Genomic DNA, 17,510 nt, shown 5'->3' with positions numbered 1-17,510 from the left:
GCGCGGGTATTTCAGCGATTGAAACGGGTTTTACTGGATCTGCCCGTGGCAATGCTTGAATTTCTTGCCCGAACCGCAGTAGCACAGTTCGTTGCGGCCCAGCTTCTGCTCGTTGCGAACCGGGGCGGTGGCGAGGGCCACATCGACCTCTTCACCCAATGCTTCCGGTTGATCCAGACCTGGCGCTTCGGCGTGTTCGAACTGCATGCGGGCGGCCAGTGCTTCGGCTTCCTGACGCAGGCGTTGCTCTTCGGCTTCCGGATCTTCGCGGCGAACCTGAACGTGCGACAGCACACGGATCGAGTCGCGCTTGATCGAATCCAGCAGCTCGGAGAACAGCGTGAACGACTCGCGCTTGTATTCCTGCTTCGGGTTCTTCTGGGCGTAGCCACGCAGGTGGATACCGTGACGCAGGTGATCCATGGTCGACAGGTGGTCTTTCCACAGATCGTCGAGTACGCGCAGAACGATTTGCTTCTCGAAGGAGCGCAGTGCGTCGGCACCGGCCTGGTCTTCTTTTTCGTTGTACGCCGCCATCAGCTCGGTCATGAGCTTCTCGCGCAGGGTTTCTTCGTACAGGTGATCGTCTTCGTCGAGCCATTGCTGGATCGGCAGTGTCACGCCGAAGTCGCTGGCAATCGACGCTTCCAGACCGGCCACGTCCCACTGCTCAGGCAGCGATTGCGGCGGAATGTGGGCGCTGACGGTTGCGTTGAGCACGTCCTGACGGAAGTCGGCGATGGTTTCACCGATGTTGGTCGCGGCCAGCAACGTGTTACGCATGTGATAAATCACTTTACGCTGTTCGTTGTTGACGTCGTCGAACTCGAGCAGTTGCTTACGAATGTCGAAGTTGCGGCCTTCAACCTTGCGCTGCGCCTTCTCGATAGCGTTGGTCACCATGCGGTGCTCGATCGCTTCGCCCGGCTGCATGCCCAGGGCTTTCATGAAGTTCTTCACCCGGTCAGAAGCAAAGATGCGCATCAGGCTGTCTTCCAGCGACAGGTAGAAGCGGCTGGAACCGGCGTCACCCTGACGGCCGGCACGGCCACGCAGCTGGTTGTCGATACGACGGGATTCGTGACGCTCGGAAGCAATCACCTGCAGACCGCCGGATTCAAGCACTTGCTGGTGACGCTTCTGCCAGTCGGCCTTGATCTGGGCGATCTGCTCAGGGGTCGGGTCTTCCAGCGAAGCGACTTCAACTTCCCAGTTACCGCCCAGCAGGATGTCGGTACCACGACCGGCCATGTTGGTGGCGATGGTCAGCGCGCCCGGACGACCGGCCTGCGCGATGATCTCGGCTTCTTTTTCGTGGAACTTGGCGTTCAGAACCTTGTGTTCGATGCCTTCCTTCACGAGCAGGCTGGACATGTGCTCGGAGGTTTCGATGGTCGCAGTACCCACCAGCACCGGACGGCCAGCGGCCATGCTTTCCTTGATGTCCGCCACGATTGCCGCGTACTTCTCTTCGGCAGTGAGGAACACCAGGTCGTTGAAGTCTTTACGCGCCAACGGTTTGTTCGGCGGAATGACCATGACTTCCAGACCATAGATCTGGTGGAATTCGAACGCTTCAGTGTCAGCGGTACCGGTCATGCCGGACAGCTTGGTGTACAGACGGAAGTAGTTCTGGAACGTGGTCGAGGCCAGAGTCTGGCTCTCGGCCTGAATGTTCAGACCTTCTTTCGCTTCGATGGCCTGGTGCAGGCCTTCGGACAGACGACGACCCGGCATGGTACGACCGGTGTGTTCGTCGACCAGCACGACCTGGCCGTCCTGCACGATGTATTCGATGTTGCGGTTGAACAGCTTGTGCGCACGCAGACCGGCATACACGTGGGTCAGCAGGCCCAGGTTGTGCGCCGAGTACAGGCTCTCGCCCTCAGCCAGCAGGCCGACGCGGGTAAGCATGTCTTCGATGAACTGGTGACCGGCTTCGTTGAGTTCGACCTGACGGGTCTTCTCGTCGACGGTGTAGTGGCCAGCCTTGGTGACTTCGCCTTCGACTTCTTCAACGTGCAGTTCCAGCTGCGGGATCAGTTTGTTGATCTCCATGTACAGCTTGGAGCTGTCCTCGGCCTGACCGGAAATGATCAGCGGGGTACGTGCTTCGTCGATGAGGATGGAGTCGACTTCGTCGATCACGGCAAAATTGAGTTCGCGCTGGAATTTTTCTTCCATGCTGAACGCCATGTTGTCGCGCAGGTAGTCGAAACCGAATTCGTTGTTGGTGCCGTAAGTGATGTCGGCGGCATAAGCCAGGCGCTTCTCTTCCGGCGGCTGGAACGGCGTCACGACGCCGACGGTCAGGCCGAGGAATTCATACAGCGGGCGCATCCAGTTGGCGTCACGGCGAGCCAGGTAGTCGTTCACCGTCACAACGTGCACGCCCTTGCCGGACAGTGCGTTGAGGTAAACGCCCAAGGTAGCCACGAGGGTTTTACCCTCACCGGTACGCATTTCGGCGATCTTGCCTTCGTGCAGGGTCATGCCGCCGACGAGTTGTACGTCGAAGTGGCGCATCCCCATGATGCGCTTGCCGGCTTCGCGGGCGACCGCAAAGGCTTCTGGCAACAGCTTGTCGAGGGTTTCCCCTTTGGCGATGCGGGCCTTGAACTCGTCGGTCTTGGCGCGCAATTGATCGTCCGAAAGGGCTACCATTTGCTCTTCGAAGGCATTGACGAGCTGCACCGTCTTGAGCATGCGTTTGACTTCACGCTCGTTCTTGCTTCCAAAAAGTTTCTTTAACAAAGGCGCAAACATATCGGCAGGATCTTCCACACTAAAGGGATGGAGGGCGGCCCCGTTGAGCGTCGCCCGTGCAGCCCTCATGGCCGCATGCGAACGAGCATTCTACCCGGAAACGGAAGTGAGGAAAGTGGCGATGTTCCACGATGCTGGCACTGCGCTTTGACGGGGCTCAGTTAAAATAGGGGCGTTTTGCTCAACTTCAAGCCATACAAGGAAGAAGTTAGTTGTTGATTTAATGGGTAAAGCGAGGGCAAAAGCAATGGGCGAGTGATTTCAGCTCTTTCTGCTACCATGGCGTTTCTGTTACTTCAGGTGTTCGATCATGGCATTTCGTCCTCTTACGGCCAGAGCACCCGCCGTTTTGCTACGCGAAGCCAAGCCGCTCAAAGCCATCCTCGGCCATGCCCAACGACTGGGTCATCTGCAGCGCCTGCTCGAAAGCCAACTGCAACCCGCCGCCCGCGAACACTGTCATGTCGCGTCGTGGCGCGAAGGCAGCCTGTTGCTGATTGTCACCGACGGTCATTGGGCGACACGCCTGCGTTATCAGCAGAAGCGCCTGCAACGGCAATTGCAGATGTTCGACGAGTTCGCCAGCCTGACGCGGATTCTGTTCAAGGTACAACCGCCGACGGTGCAGCGCGGAGCGACCGGGCACACCATGGATCTTTCGACGGACGCGGCGGCGACGATTCAGGCGACGGCCGACGGGATCAGTGATCCGGGGCTGCGGGCAGCGCTGGAGCGACTGGCGGCGCACGCCAAAGCCAAGACCTGAAAGCATTACCCTGTAAGAAGTGAGCCTGCTCGCGATAGCGGTGGGTCAGTCAACATCGTCGTCACTGACCTGACGCAATCGCGAGCAGGCTCACTCCTACATTTTGATCAGCGGCGTTTGCTGCCGCCGAGCAGAGAGCCCATCAGGCCACGCACCAATTGTTTGCCGAGGTTATTGGCAGCCTGGCGCATCGCCGATTTCAGCGCCTGCCCTGCCGCCGTACCGAGAAACTCCCCTGCCCTGTCAGCGAGGCTTGGCTCTTGCGCCGCCGGTTTGCCCGCCGGCACTTCAGCCTCCGGTCCCAAGCCTTTGCGCCCGGTCAGAATTTCATACGCCGACTCACGATCGATCGGCTTGTCATATCGCCCCTTGAACGGCGAACCGGCAATCAGCATCGTGCGCTCGGTTTCAGTCAACGGCCCGATCCGCGATTGCGGCGGCGCGACCAGCACGCGCTGAACCATTTCCGGCGTGCCTTTCTCGGCCAGCGTGCCCACCAGCGCCTCGCCAATCCCCAACTCGGTCAACACCGACAAAGTGTCGAACGCCGGATTCGGCCGGAAGCCGTCCGCCACGGCGCGCAGGGATTTCTGCTCTTTGGCGGTGAACGCACGCAAGCCATGCTGAATACGCAGGCCCAGTTGCGCCAACACGTCATCGGGCAAATCCGCCGGCGATTGCGTAACGAAATACACGCCCACGCCTTTCGAACGGATCAGCCGCACTACCTGCTCCAACCTTTCCTGCAAGGCCTTCGGCGTATCGCCGAACAACAAATGCGCCTCATCGAAAAACAGCGCCAGCAACGGTTTGTCGGCATCACCGCGCTCCGGCAGTTGCTCGAACAATTCTGCCAGCAGCCACAGCAGGAACGTCGCGTAAACCTTCGGTGCCTCGTGTACCAGACGGCTGGCATCGAGCAGATGAATGCGCCCACGGCCATCTGCCGTCGGTTGCAGGATGTCTTCGAGTTGCAGCGCCGGCTCGCCAAACAAGGCTTCGGCGCCCTGCTGTTCCAACGTCGCCAGACGACGCAACAGCGCCTGACTGGAACCGGTGGTCATCAGCGCCGCATCTTCACCCAACAGTTGCGGGTTTTCCTTGAGGTGATTGAGCAGCGCTTTCAGATCTTTCAGATCCAGCAACAACAAACCTTCGCGATCCGCCACCTTGAACGCCGCGTACAGCGCCGACTGCTGGCTGTCGGTGAGTTCGAGCAGACTGCCGATCAGCAGCGGGCCCATTTCGCTCAGCGTCGTGCGCAACGGATGGCCGGACTCGCCATGGATATCCCACAAGGTCACCGGATACGCCTGCGGCTTGTAATTGAGCCACGGCATCCCGGCGATGCGCTCGGCGACCTTGCCCTGCGGGTTGCCGGCGGCACCGAGGCCACACAGGTCGCCTTTGATGTCAGCGGCAAATACCGCGACCCCGGCGTCGCTGAACGCTTCAGCCAAACGTTGCAAGGTGACGGTTTTACCGGTACCGGTGGCGCCGGCGACCAGTCCGTGGCGGTTCGCCAGGCGCATGGCCTGAGCAATCTGTTGGCCTGCGAGATCAGCGCCGATTACGAGTTGCGAGGAGTCAGGCATTTTGTCACCTAATGGTTAATCTTTGATTCTGCATGGCCGATAAAGAGGAGTGAGAGACCCCGACCACAAGTCAGGCCGGACATTTCCCTAAGGAGAGACGGAAATATCAGCTTACTTTCACCCTTGCCCATTTTGCGCGCTTCTATAAAAGCACGCCCTGGACATTAAGACCTTAGCGGAACCCCAAGCCATGAACAAAAATCTGCGCTTCAGCCATAAAATTTTGCTTGCCGCCGCCCTCATCGTCATCGCCGCCTTCGCCTCGTTTACGCTGTACAACGACTGGTTGCAGCGCAATGCGATCCGCGCTGACCTGAACAACTATCTCAACGAGATGGGCGAGGTCACCGCCGGTAATATCCAGACCTGGCTCAACGGGCGCATTCAGTTGGTCGAAAACGCCGCCCAGAACATTGCCATCAATCCCGAACCCGCCAACGTCGCCAGCCTGCTCGAACAAAAAACCCTGACGTCGACGTTCATGGCCACCTATCTGGGTGATGCCACCGGCCACTTCACCATCCGCCCGGACGTGAAGATGCCGGACGGTTTCGATCCGCGCGTGCGCCCTTGGTACAAAGGTGCCGAAGGCAGCAGCACCTCGACCCTGACCGAACCGTACATCGACGCGGCCACCGGGCAACTGATCATCTCCATCGCCACCGCCTCGAAAAAGGCCGGCCAGAGTGTTGGCGTGGTCGGCGGTGATCTGAGCCTGCAATCGTTGGTCGACACCCTCGCCGCCCGGGATTTTGACGGCATGGGTTACGTGTTCCTGGTCAGCGCCGACGGCAAGATCCTTGTGCACCCGGACAAAGCGCTGGTGATGAAATCGCTTAAAGAAGCGTATCCGCAGGACACTCCGCGCATCAGCAGCGATTTCAGTGAAGTCACCGTCGATGGCAAAACCCGCATCGTGACCTTCGCTCCGATCAAGGGCCTGCCGTCGGTGAACTGGTACATCGGCCTGTCGGTGGACAAGGACAAAGCCTTTGCGATGCTCAGCCAGTTCCGCACCTCGGCAGTGATTGCGACGGTTATCGCGGTAGCGATCATCCTCGCCCTGCTCGGCATGTTGATCCGTATTCTGATCCAGCCGCTGCACGTCATGACGCGCGCCATGGAAGACATCGCCGATGGCGAGGGCGACCTGACCAAACGCCTGACCATCGTCAATAACGATGAATTCGGAGTGCTGGGGACGGCGTTCAACCGCTTCGTCGAGCGTATTCATGGCTCGATCCGCGAAGTGTCGTCGGCCACCGGCCAGGTCAACGAAGTCGCCCTGCGCGTGGTCGCCGCGTCGAACTCGTCGATGTACAACTCTGATCAACAGGCTTCGCGCACCAGCAGCGTCGCGGCCGCGATCAACCAGCTCGGTGCCGCCGCCCAGGAAATTGCCCGCAACGCCGCGCAAGCCTCGAACCAGGCCAGCGACGCGCGTAATCTTGCCGAAGATGGCCAGCAAGTGGTGGATCGCAGCATCAAGGCGATGAACCAGCTGTCGAGCATGCTCAGTGCGTCCAGCAGCAACATCGAATCGCTGAACAGCAAAACCGTGAACATCGGCCAGATTCTCGAAGTGATCACCAGCATTTCCCAGCAAACCAACCTGCTGGCGCTCAACGCCGCGATTGAAGCGGCGCGTGCCGGTGAAGCGGGTCGTGGTTTTGCAGTGGTGGCGGACGAAGTGCGTAACCTCGCGCACCGCACCCAGGAATCGGCGCAGCAGGTGCAGACCATGATCGAGGAGCTGCAAGTCGGCGCCCGCGAATCGGTGAGCACCATGAGCGACAGCCAGCGCCACAGCCAGGACAGCGTGGAAATCGCCAACCTTGCGGGTGAGCGTTTGAACAGCGTGACCCAGCGGATTGGCGAGATCGACGGGATGAACCAGTCGGTGGCGACGGCGACCGAAGAACAGACTGCCGTGGTTGAATCGATCAACGTCGATATCACCGAGATCAATACGCTGAACCAGGAAGGCGTGGAGAACTTGCAGGCGACGTTGCGGGCCTGTTCGGATCTGGAGCAGCAGGCTTCGCGTCTGAAGCAGTTGGTCGGTAGCTTCAGAATCTGAAAGTCAAAAGATCGCAGCCTTCGGCAGCTCCTACACAGGATCGCATTTAGTGTAGGAGCCGCCGCCGGCTGCGATCTTTTTTTCGCATCGTCCCTGCCCCGCGCAATCCCGACCGAACATCTATTCTGGATAAAGGTCAACCAAGGGATAACAACGCAGTGGAGGGATGATCACCGTGCATATCGCCGACATCAGCCTGTTTTACGCCCCGGCCATCGACGGCGTTTACAGCGATCCCGCCCCCGTTCTGGCTGCTGACTGAAGGACGCGTATTAATGACTCAAGTGAACTGGCTCGCTCAACAGCGCGGTCAACCGGGGCGCGCCGCATGAGTCGCGGCATCGTCTTGTTGCTCGGCCTGCTCGCCGCCGTGCTGATCCCGCTGCTGCTCGGTGGCAGTGACATCTGGGCGCGCCTGCAAAGCTTTCCGCTGCCATGGCTGCTGATCCTGTTCGGCATGATCCTGCTGTGCTGGGGCATCAACACCTTGCGTCTGCGTTTGTTGCTGGGCGACCAGCGAGAACGCGTCACGCCGCTAAAAAGCCTCGGTGTGGTCATGGCCGCCGAGTTCGCTTACTGCGCGACACCCGGCGGCAGTGGCGGCCCGCTGACGATCATGGCGTTACTGGCCCGCTGCGGTGTGCGCCCGGCCCGGGGCAGTGCGGTGTTTGCAATGGATCAGCTCAGCGATTTGCTGTTTTTTCTCTGCGCCCTCAGCGGGATTCTGATTTACGCGTTGTTCCAGCACCTCAGCGATCGCATGGAAGGGTTGCTGATTGTCAGCGCCGTGTCGCTGTTCGGCGGGCTGTGCAGTTGCGTACTGCTGGCGCGCTACCACCGCAGGCTGATTCGCCTCAGCGGACGCTTGTTGATCCGCCTGAACGTGCGCGCCAGCACCCGCCGCCGCTGGGCACGCAAGCTGCTGCACTTTCTCGCAGCGTTCATCGATACGCTGAAGCTGCCGTGGCAGACGCTGAGCAAAGTCTTCGCCCTGACCTGCGTGCATTGGCTGCTGCGCTACAGCGTGCTGTATCTGGCGCTACGCGGATTGGGGGCGGATTTGCAGTGGGCGTGGAGTTTTCTGATCCAGATGGTTTCGCTGGGCGCCGGGCAGTTCAGTCTGTTGCCCGGTGGCGCCGGCGCGGCGGAACTGACTTCGGCGGCACTGCTGGCGCCGATGGTCGGCAAAACCACCGCAGCGGCGGCGATCCTGATTTGGCGGGTGGTGACGTTCTATTTCTATCTGGTGGTGGGTGGCCCGGTGTTTCTGATGATGCTGGGGCGGCCGCTGCTGAGGAAGTTGATGAAAGTACGTCAAGCCTGAAAGATCGCAGCCTTCGGCAGCGCCTGCATTGAACGGCGGTCTTTCAATTCGACTCGGTACTTTCGTCGGAATCCGGTTTCACTTGCTCCCACAACTCGGCGGCGCCGGGAAACTCGGTGCCATCCTCCGGACTCATGTCATCGGGGTCATAACGACTCAAACAACCTTCACCCAACGTGGCAGGTGCTTTGGAAGTGGCTTTGTCGAGTGGATCGCTCATGAGCTTTTCCTCAGGTCTGAAACGGCGAAGGGCCTGGAACGATTGAACGCCCAGGCCCTTCGATTTTCAAGCACGCAAGGGTTCGATCAGAACACCACGGTCTTGTTGCCGTGCACCAGCACGCGATCTTCCAGGTGATAACGCAGGCCGCGCGCCAGCACCATCTTCTCGACGTCACGACCGAAACGCACCATGTCTTCGATGCTGTCGCTGTGGCTGACGCGTACCACGTCCTGCTCGATGATCGGGCCGGCATCCAGCTCTTCAGTCACGTAGTGGCAGGTCGCGCCGATCAGCTTCACACCACGCAGGGAAGCCTGATGGTACGGCTTGGCGCCGACGAACGACGGCAGAAAGCTGTGGTGGATGTTGATGACCTTGTGCGCGTACTCGCGGCACATGTCCGGCGGCAGGATCTGCATGTAGCGCGCCAGTACCACGACTTCGGCATCGTGCTGTTTGACCAGGCGCGACACTTCGTCGAACGCCGGTTGCTTGTCCTGCGGATTGACCGGGACGTGGTAATAAGGAATGCCGTGCCACTCGACCATGCTGCGCAGGTCGTCGTGGTTGGAAATCACGCAGGAGATTTCGCAATCCAGCTCATCGCTGTGCCAGCGGTGCAGCAAGTCGGCCAGGCAGTGGGATTCACGGCTGGCCATCAGTACCACGCGCTTTTTCTGCTCGGTGTCAGTGATGCGCCAGTCCATCGAGAACTCTTCGGCAATCGGCGCAAACTTCTCACGCAAGACTTCAATACCGAATGGCAGCGAGTCGGCACGAATTTCGTGACGCATGAAGAACCAGCCAACCTGATTATCCGAATGGTGGCTCGCTTCGGTGATCCAGCCATTGTGGGCTGCCAGAAAATTACTGACTTTGGCAACGATGCCAACGCGGTCCGGGCAAGAAATCACCAGCCGAAAAGTGCGCATGAGGGGGAAACTCCAGAACTTCGCAAAGGCCGCCATTCTAGCGACTGCGCAGCAAAACTGCAGTATTGATCAGCGTCGGCGTGGGCACCGCCCCTGTACGCAGGCTTTTGACGGACTGAAACGTCAACGTGACGACGGTGCCATGGCAGTGCCTGATCAAGCGACTGTGAATATCTGTGATGACTGCATCACACTATTTAACTGAACATTCAATTTGCTGCTAACTCTCGTAACTAATTTAAATAAAAAGTCCGGTTAAATGTTTACTTGATGAAACAGCCTGACTATTATTGCGGCACTGTCCCCTGCCATTCAGCACTCTACTAAGGTAGTAATCATGTCCTTGATCAACGAATATCGCGCCACCGAAGAAGCTATCAAAGAGCTGCAAGCCCGTTTGAAAAACCTGTCGCAAGACGACAAACTGCAAACCGAGCTGGAATTCGAAGGCAAACTGCGCACCCTGATGGGCGAATACTCCAAGTCCCTGCGTGACATCATCGCGCTGCTGGATCCGGAATCGAAAACCAAAGCTCCACGCGGCGGCGTAGCAAAAACTACCGGCACCAAGCGTGCTCGCAAAGTTAAACAATACAAAAACCCGCACAACGGTGAAGTCATCGAAACCAAAGGTGGCAACCACAAGACTCTGAAAGAGTGGAAAGCCAAGTGGGGCGGTGATGTGGTTGAAGGCTGGGCTACCCTGCTGGGCTAAGCCATAGCGCCTTCGCTGAGCGATCCGCGAAAAAAGAAACGCCAGCGAATGCTGGCGTTTTTTTATGCCTGGAATTTAGTCCAGGCATGTTCGATTTCAAAGATTCAAACGTTTGCGTAATGCCTGGACATAATTCTGCCATTCATTGAGCACCACTCTCTGCATCGGCGTCGCACTAAGCGCCCATTGCTCTGCGGCCTCTGTAAAAGATTGCAAGGTATTTGGTGCGCCCCATTCAGGCGCGGATAAACGCTGCTGACAAAATATTCTCCAGCGCTCCTGCTCTTCAAAATTCAACGTATCGGCAAAGTTGCGCGCTCGATATCGAAAGAGTAATTCAGGCAAACGTTCATCATCGAAAGGCCATTGCTCTTGCGCTAATTGCGCAGGATCGGCGCTTCTCACTTGCTCACATAGACGCCGGTCGCGGTCACCGATAAATCCGTCGTACAACTGTTGCTCCGGATCCTCGCTCGGGGTGAAATCTTCGCTGGCATAAATGGCCGCAACTTTATCTTTCCAAACTTGTTGTGCGTCAGTTAGTCGCAGTGTTCGCTCCTGATAAAGCGCCATGTCCAGCCCCAGCCTCTGCTGATCCTGTGCACGGAGTACCGACAGTGGCGCCACCACCGGGCAGCGGTTGATATGAATCAGCTTGAGCGGCACCGGCAACTCGCCTTCGAGCAAATCGTCGCGACGGGTGTAGAGACGCTGGCGCAGCGCCTGTGCATCCAGATCAAGCAGGCCCTGCGGATCGAGGTGCAGGTCGCAGACAATCAAGGCATTGCGGTTTTTCGGGTGCCAGGCCAATGGCAACACTACGCCGACATAACTGCGTGCCGCCGAAAAGCGCCCGGAAACATGCACCAGCGGTTGCAACAGGCGAATCTGATCCATGACCTTTTGCTTGCTGCGCAACTGGAACAGCCAGTCATACAGTTTGGGCTGCTTCTCGCGGACCAACCGCGCAAGAGCGATGGTCGCACGCACGTCCGACAACGCTTCGTGAGCATGGCCGTGATCGATGTTGTTGGCGGCGGTCAGACGCTCGAGCTTGAGCGTTACCCGGCCTTCATCATCGGTCGGCCAGACCAGACCGTCCGGACGCAGCGCATAGGCGGCACGCACCACGTCGATCAGATCCCAGCGACTGTTGCCGCCCTGCCATTCACGGGCATACGGGTCGAAGAAGTTGCGATACAGGCTGTAGCGCGTCATCTCGTCATCGAAACGCAAGGTGTTGTAACCCGCGCCGCACGTGCCGGGAGCGGCCAGTTGCGCGTGGACGCGGGTCATGAAATCGGCTTCGCTCAAGCCCTTTTCGGCGAGCTGGCCCGGCGTGATACCGGTGATGGCGCAGGCGGCCGGATGCGGCAGGATGTCTTCGCTGGGCTGGCAATAGAGATTGACCGGCTCATCGATTTCGTTGAGGTCATGGTCGGTGCGAATCCCTGCCACCTGCAGCGGGCGATCATTACGCGGATTGATGCCAGTGGTTTCGTAGTCGTACCAGAAGATAGAAGTCACGGGCGGTTCCTGAACTGAAGATCGGCAAAGTCTAGGCGTTCAACCGCGGTCGCGGCCAGCCTCGCGTCATTCAAACACCTGGCGCCACATGACGTGCAATACATAGTTATGTCGTTTCCCCCCGAGAGGCTGCTAGCATCGACCCCACTTGCACCCCGAACAGGCGAACATCAGGTAGCCCATGCTCGAGCCCACAGCGCCAAGGAAAGCACCGCTGGCCCCGCCGCTGGATACGCGGCATCAGGTCGAAACGCCGGAAGGCATCGACTTGCCGTTGCGCCCGGCCGGGTTGATGGTACGCGCCGTGGCCTTCACCATCGATCTGGGCCTGCGTGGTCTGATCATGGCTGTGCTGTTCATTGTGCTGGCGTTCCTCGGCAAGCTCGGCATGGGCCTCGGCTCGTTGCTGCTGTTTGCGATCAGTTGGTGGTACATGGTGCTGTTCGAAGTGCTGCGTCAGGGGCGCTCGCCAGGCAAACAATGGATGGGCCTGCGCGTGGTGCACGACGACGGCACGCCCATCGGCTGGTCGGCGTCATTGCTGCGCAACCTGCTGCGCTTCGTCGATCTGCTGCCGTTCGGCTACTTCCTCGGCGCCATCAGTTGCCTGCAACACCCGACCTTCAAACGACTGGGCGATATCGCCGCCGGTACGCTGGTGGTGTACAGCGAACAACCACTCAGCCGCCCACAGTTGCCCGCCGCCGAACCCCGTCATGCACCGATTGCCCTCACCCTCAGCGAACAACGCGCCCTGCTCGGCTTTGCCGAACGTCAGGCCGAACTGACGCCGGCACGGGTCAACGAACTGGCGGCGCTGCTGGCACAGCCACTGCATATTTCCGCGCCCAGAGCCGTGGCTGAACTCAACGGCATCGCACGCGGCTTGTTGGGGCCGACATGAAGCAAAGCCTTTTCGAAAGTCGCCACAAGGCCGAATGGGAGCGTTTTGCGCTGGCCCTTGAACGCCTCGAACGCGGCAAGGAAACCTCGCAAGTAGCCGGTTTCCCCAAAGCCTATCGACGCCTCTGCCAGCACCTGGCGCTGGCGCAGGAGCGCGGCTACAGCAGTTTTCTCATCGACTCCCTGCAACAGCAGGTCTTGCGCGGCCATCAACAGCTATACCGGCATCGCAGTCGATTGGGTGCCAACCTGTTGAGCTTCATCCTCGCCGACTTCCCGCGACTGGTGCGCGCCGAATGGCCTTTTGTGCTGGTGGCCGGCCTGCTGTTTTTCGGCAGCCTGATCGGCGTCGGTGTGCTGGTGTATGTGTTTCCCGAGCTGGTTTACAACCTGATCCCCGCCGATCAGGTGCGTGAAATGCAAGGCATGTATGACCCGGTGGCCGGCCACCTCGGGCGCCCCGCCGATCGCGCCGCGAGCGAAGACTGGGTGATGTTCGGATACTACGTGATGCACAACATCGGCATTGCCTTCCAGACCTTCGCCAGCGGTTTGTTGATGGGCGTGGGCAGTGCGTTTTTCCTGTTCTACAACGGTCTGGTCATCGGGGCGGTGGCCGGGTACCTGACCGAAATCGGTTTCGGCCAGACCTTCTGGTCATTCGTGATTGCCCACGGTGCCTTCGAACTGACGGCCATTGCACTGGCCGGCGCGGCAGGTCTGGAACTGGGCTGGGCATTGATCGCGCCCGGACGTCTGACCCGCGCCGAAGCGTTGAAACGCGCCGCGCGCAAAAGCGTACTGCTGATTTGCGGGGTCATGCTGTTCCTGCTGATCGCCGCGTTTATCGAAGCCTATTGGTCATCGAAAACCATCGTCGCACCGCACACCAAATACCTGGTCGGTGCCGCGCTGTGGGTGTTGGTGGCGAGCTATTTGACATTCGCCGGGAGGTCCCGCCATGCGCCTGAGTGACGCAACGGTGGTGATCCGTCCGCGCACGTCCTGGGAAGCCATGGATCTGGGCGTGCTCATGAGCCAGCAACACCGACGCTTGTTGATGACCAGTTGGGCGATCGTCACCCTGCCGCTGTTCGTATTGCTCAGCGTGTTGCTGTGGGATTCGCCGTCACTGGCAGTGTTTATCTTCTGGTGGCTGAAACCGGCTTACGAACGCCTGCCGTTGTACATCCTGTCCAAAGCCCTGTTCGGTGAAACGCCGACACTCCGGCAAGCCCTGCGCGAGTGGCCACGTCTGCTCAAACCCCAACTGCTGGCCAGCCTGACCTGGCGACGGCTCAGCTTGAGCCGCAGTTTCGTGATGCCCGTGGTGCAACTTGAAGGTCTGGATGGCAGTGCCCGACAACAGCGTCTGCACGTGCTGTTGCAACGCAATGCCGGCGCCGCGCAGTGGCTGACCATCATCGGCGTGCACCTGGAAACGGCGTTGTGGATCGGCCTGATGGTGCTGTTCTACCTGCTGTTGCCGCAGCAGATCGAAACGGACTGGGACTGGCAATCGTTGATCCTCGCGGCGGACCACGACTGGCGCTGGCTGGAGCACCTGACCAACGTTTTCTATGCGCTGGTGCTGGTGGTGTGGGAGCCGATTTACGTAGCCTGTGGTTTCAGCCTCTATCTGAATCGGCGCACGCAACTGGAGGCGTGGGACATCGAACTGGTGTTCCGCCGTTTGCGCCAACGCCTGAACAGTGGCGTGCTGGGCCTGTTGCTGGCGGTATGTCTGTTGCTGCCAAATGTGCCCCCGGTCTGGGCCGCTGAAACTGACAGCAGCCCGGATACGCCGCGCTTGTTGAATCAGCCGCTGACCAGTCAGACCTCGCACGACAGCATCAAGGCATTGCTCGAACAACCGCCGTTCAAAAACAAGGAGTCCGTCACTCGCTACCGCTTTGGTGACGACCCGGCAGCCCCGGCCAAATCCGAGCAGGAAGGTGAGGCGCCACAATGGTTGAAAACCCTGCTCGGCTGGCTCGAAGGCCGACAATTCAATACTCTGGCCACGGTGATCGAAGTGCTGCTGTGGGGCTCGGTGATTGCCGCCGTCGGCTGGCTGATCTGGCGCTATCGCGAGTTTCTGCAAGCGTTCGTCAGCCGCCGCCCGGCGCTGCCAGCCCGAACGAAACGACCACCACCGCAACAGGCCTTCGGACTCGATCTGAACCGCGAAACCCTGCCCGAAGACATCGCCGCTCACGCCGAACAACTCTGGCAGAGTCAGCCACGCGCCGCGCTGAGCCTGCTTTATCGAGGCTTGCTCAGCCATTTACTCCACGACTTCGACCTGACGCTCAAGGACGCCGACACGGAAAACCAGGTACTGGCGCGAGTCGAACAACTGCAGCGCCCGGAACTGCTCGCCTTCAGTCGCACCCTGACCGTGCACTGGCAGAACATGGCTTACGGGCATCGCGTACCAGCGGCGTATCTGCAACAGGAACTGTGCGATGGCTGGCGCGCCCTGTTCGGCCACGGAGCCTCGCGTTGAATCGGCGCAGCCTGTGGTGGTTCGGCGGCTTGCTCGTCGCTTTGCTGGCGGCGTTGAGCGTTTATCTGTTCATGGCCGCCAGGCCCTATCAGGAAGAAGTCGATCACGGCCCCTCACCCGCCGCGCAGGCCAACCCCTATCTGGCGGCAGAAATGTTTTTGCGTGAGCGCGGCATCCATGTAGACCATGCAGAAAGTCTGGCGGTGCTGCCGGATATCGATCCACGCGGGCACACGTTGTTGCTGTTCAACGATCGATCGCGGATGCCCCCGCGTCAGATCGATCAAGTGTTGAACTGGACTCGGGCCGGTGGCCGACTGGTGTTCGTCGCCGAAGCACTGTGGGACGAGCAGACAAAACAAAGCAACGATCTGCTGCTTGATCGGGTGCAACTGCATCAGGCCCTGACCAAGGACTTGAAGGACCCACCCGAAGAGCTGCCCCATGAAGCTTATCCCGACCTGACCAAGCTGTACCTGGAAGACGAAGACACACCGGCCTACGCCAGCTTCGACACCGATTTTCACCTCGACGACCCGAAGAATCTGGCACACGCCTGGGCCAACAGCGCCAAGGCCACGCACATGATGCAACTGCCCTACAGCCTCGGTTCGATCACCGTGGTTACCGATGCCGAGCTGTGGAAAACCACGGCGATTGCCCAGTACGACAACGCCTGGCTGCTCTGGTATCTGAGCGCCGACACCGACGTCACGCTGATCTACAACACCGAGCACGATGGCCTGCTGACGCTGCTTTGGCGCTACTTTCCGCAAGCCATTGTCGCCCTGCTCGCCTTGATCGGCCTGTGGTTGTGGCAGGCCAGCGTACGCCACGGCCCGCTTCAGGCGCCCGCGCCGAGTGGTCGCCGACAGTTGCAGGAACACCTGCGCGCCAGTGCCGATTTCATGCTGCGTCACAACGGTCAGCAGTCGCTGCTGCAAGCCCTGCAACAAGACGTGTTGCGCCGCGCCCGACGCCGGCATCCCGGCTTCGATCAATTGAACGTTGCCGAGCAATGGCTGGCGTTGTCGCGCCTGACTCGGCAACCGACCCGTGCCATCAGCCAGGCTTTGAGCCCGGTGCCGAACCGGCGGATGTCCAGCACCGACTTCTGCCGCCAGGTCGCCCACCTGCAAACCTTGAGGAACACGCTATGACTGAACAGATCGAACCCGGCAGCGCCAGCCACGCCGCCCAGCAACGCCAGCGTGCCAGTCAGTTGGCGCAGGCGGTGCGCAACGAATTGCACAAAGCCGTGATCGGCCAGGACGCAGTCATCGACGACGTGTTGACCGCGCTGATCGCCGGCGGCCATGTCTTGCTGGAAGGCGTTCCCGGACTGGGCAAAACCCTGCTGGTGCGGGCCTTGGCGCGCTGCTTCGGCGGCGAGTTCGCACGCATTCAGTTCACCCCGGACCTGATGCCCAGCGACGTCACCGGCCACGCCGTGTACGACCTGCACACCGAGCAGTTCAAGCTGCGCAAAGGGCCGCTGTTTACCAACCTGCTGCTGGCCGATGAAATCAACCGCGCCCCGGCAAAAACCCAGGCCGCGTTGCTCGAAGCGATGCAGGAACGTCAGGTCACGCTGGAAGGTCGCGCCTTGCCGATTGCGCAGCCGTTCATGGTCCTCGCCACGCAGAACCCGATCGAGCAGGAGGGCACCTATCCACTGCCGGAAGCCGAACTCGACCGCTTCATGCTCAAGGTGCGCATGGATTATCCCGACGCCGATCAAGAGCTGAACATGGTGCGCCAGGTCAGCCGTTCGACCCGCGCCGACATGCTCGACGTGCAGCCGTTGCGCACCGTGTTGCAAGCCAAGGACGTGCAGGCGTTGCAGCGTATCGCCAGTGATTTGCCGCTGGACGATCAAGTGCTCGATTACGCCGTGCGCCTGGCGCGCAGCACCCGCACCTGGCCGGGCCTGACCCTAGGTGCCGGGCCACGGGCGTCGATTGCCCTGGTGCGCTGCGCCCGTGCCCGGGCCTTGTTGCGCGGCGGTGAATTCGTGATTCCCGATGACATCAAGGGCTGCGCGCTGGCGGTATTGCGCCATCGCGTGCGCATCGCGCCGGAGCTGGACATCGAAGGCCTGCAAGTCGATCAGGTGCTGCAGCAGTTGCTCGACCAGATTCCGGCGCCGCGTCTATGAAAGCAAAAGATC

General features: G+C 60.0%; 14 protein-coding genes. 9 read left to right on the top strand and 5 right to left on the bottom strand.

Annotated elements, in window-relative coordinates; genetic code table 11:
- Window positions 1-30: 30 nt before the first annotated feature.
- Entirely contained in the window at window positions 31-2,766 is a 2,736-nt protein-coding gene (gene secA / locus JFT86_RS13455; RefSeq protein ID WP_201237041.1) for a preprotein translocase subunit SecA, read from the bottom strand.
- Window positions 2,767-3,076: 310 nt separating this feature from the next.
- On the opposite strand from secA, the gene JFT86_RS13450 reads away from it, so the two are divergent.
- Window positions 3,077-3,532: a DciA family protein gene (locus tag JFT86_RS13450; protein ID WP_150652577.1), complete on the top strand. Its 456-nt coding sequence runs from the start codon at window positions 3,077-3,079 to the stop codon at window positions 3,530-3,532.
- A 107-nt stretch (window positions 3,533-3,639) separates the two neighbouring features.
- On the opposite strand, the gene JFT86_RS13445 is transcribed toward JFT86_RS13450, so the two are convergent.
- Entirely contained in the window at window positions 3,640-5,127 is a 1,488-nt protein-coding gene (locus tag JFT86_RS13445; RefSeq protein WP_201237040.1) for a helicase HerA-like domain-containing protein, read from the bottom strand.
- A gap of 190 nt (window positions 5,128-5,317) precedes the next feature.
- Between JFT86_RS13445 and JFT86_RS13440 the strand changes: the two genes are divergently transcribed.
- Window positions 5,318-7,207, top strand: coding sequence for a methyl-accepting chemotaxis protein (locus tag JFT86_RS13440; protein ID WP_201237039.1), 1,890 nt, complete (start codon window positions 5,318-5,320; stop codon window positions 7,205-7,207).
- A 328-nt stretch (window positions 7,208-7,535) separates the two neighbouring features.
- Window positions 7,536-8,531, top strand: coding sequence for a lysylphosphatidylglycerol synthase transmembrane domain-containing protein (locus tag JFT86_RS13435; protein ID WP_201237038.1), 996 nt, complete (start codon window positions 7,536-7,538; stop codon window positions 8,529-8,531).
- A 43-nt stretch (window positions 8,532-8,574) separates the two neighbouring features.
- On the opposite strand, the gene JFT86_RS13430 is transcribed toward JFT86_RS13435, so the two are convergent.
- A complete protein-coding gene (locus JFT86_RS13430) occupies window positions 8,575-8,751 on the bottom strand; it encodes a hypothetical protein (RefSeq protein ID WP_201237037.1) in 177 nt (58 codons plus the stop codon).
- Window positions 8,752-8,837: 86 nt separating this feature from the next.
- The gene (gene purU / locus JFT86_RS13425; protein ID WP_007912774.1) at window positions 8,838-9,686 is read right to left on the bottom strand and encodes a formyltetrahydrofolate deformylase; all 849 of its coding nucleotides are present in this window, start codon (window positions 9,684-9,686) and stop codon (window positions 8,838-8,840) included.
- Window positions 9,687-10,023: 337 nt separating this feature from the next.
- Here purU and mvaT point away from each other — a divergent pair, with 337 nt between their 5' ends.
- A complete protein-coding gene (gene mvaT, locus JFT86_RS13420; protein ID WP_103306441.1) occupies window positions 10,024-10,401 on the top strand; it encodes a histone-like nucleoid-structuring protein MvaT in 378 nt (125 codons plus the stop codon).
- Window positions 10,402-10,497: 96 nt separating this feature from the next.
- Here mvaT and sbcB read toward each other — a convergent pair whose 3' ends face one another.
- Window positions 10,498-11,928, bottom strand: a complete 1,431-nt coding sequence (sbcB, locus tag JFT86_RS13415; protein ID WP_201237036.1) for an exodeoxyribonuclease I — start codon at window positions 11,926-11,928, stop codon at window positions 10,498-10,500.
- Between the two features lie 181 nt (window positions 11,929-12,109).
- Here sbcB and JFT86_RS13410 point away from each other — a divergent pair, with 181 nt between their 5' ends.
- From JFT86_RS13410 to JFT86_RS13390, 5 genes are read left to right on the top strand one after another with little or no spacing between them, the layout of a single operon-like run.
- Entirely contained in the window at window positions 12,110-12,832 is a 723-nt protein-coding gene (locus JFT86_RS13410; protein ID WP_201237035.1) for an RDD family protein, read from the top strand.
- Window positions 12,829-13,806: a stage II sporulation protein M gene (locus JFT86_RS13405; protein WP_201237034.1), complete on the top strand. Its 978-nt coding sequence runs from the start codon at window positions 12,829-12,831 to the stop codon at window positions 13,804-13,806. The genes JFT86_RS13410 and JFT86_RS13405 overlap by 4 nt, the downstream gene beginning before the upstream one ends.
- Window positions 13,793-15,340 (top strand): DUF4129 domain-containing protein, encoded by a 1,548-nt coding sequence (locus JFT86_RS13400; protein ID WP_201237033.1) that lies wholly within the window; start codon window positions 13,793-13,795, stop codon window positions 15,338-15,340. Before JFT86_RS13405 ends, JFT86_RS13400 begins: the two co-directional genes overlap by 14 nt.
- The gene (locus tag JFT86_RS13395; RefSeq protein WP_201237032.1) at window positions 15,337-16,500 is read left to right on the top strand and encodes a DUF4350 domain-containing protein; all 1,164 of its coding nucleotides are present in this window, start codon (window positions 15,337-15,339) and stop codon (window positions 16,498-16,500) included. Before JFT86_RS13400 ends, JFT86_RS13395 begins: the two co-directional genes overlap by 4 nt.
- The gene (locus tag JFT86_RS13390; RefSeq protein ID WP_201237031.1) at window positions 16,497-17,498 is read left to right on the top strand and encodes a MoxR family ATPase; all 1,002 of its coding nucleotides are present in this window, start codon (window positions 16,497-16,499) and stop codon (window positions 17,496-17,498) included. Before JFT86_RS13395 ends, JFT86_RS13390 begins: the two co-directional genes overlap by 4 nt.
- Window positions 17,499-17,510 lie beyond the last annotated feature (12 nt).

The sequence above is a fragment of the Pseudomonas sp. TH06 genome, assembly GCF_016651305.1.
GTDB lineage: Bacteria > Pseudomonadota > Gammaproteobacteria > Pseudomonadales > Pseudomonadaceae > Aquipseudomonas.
This window is presented reverse-complemented; position numbering and strand designations above follow the sequence as displayed.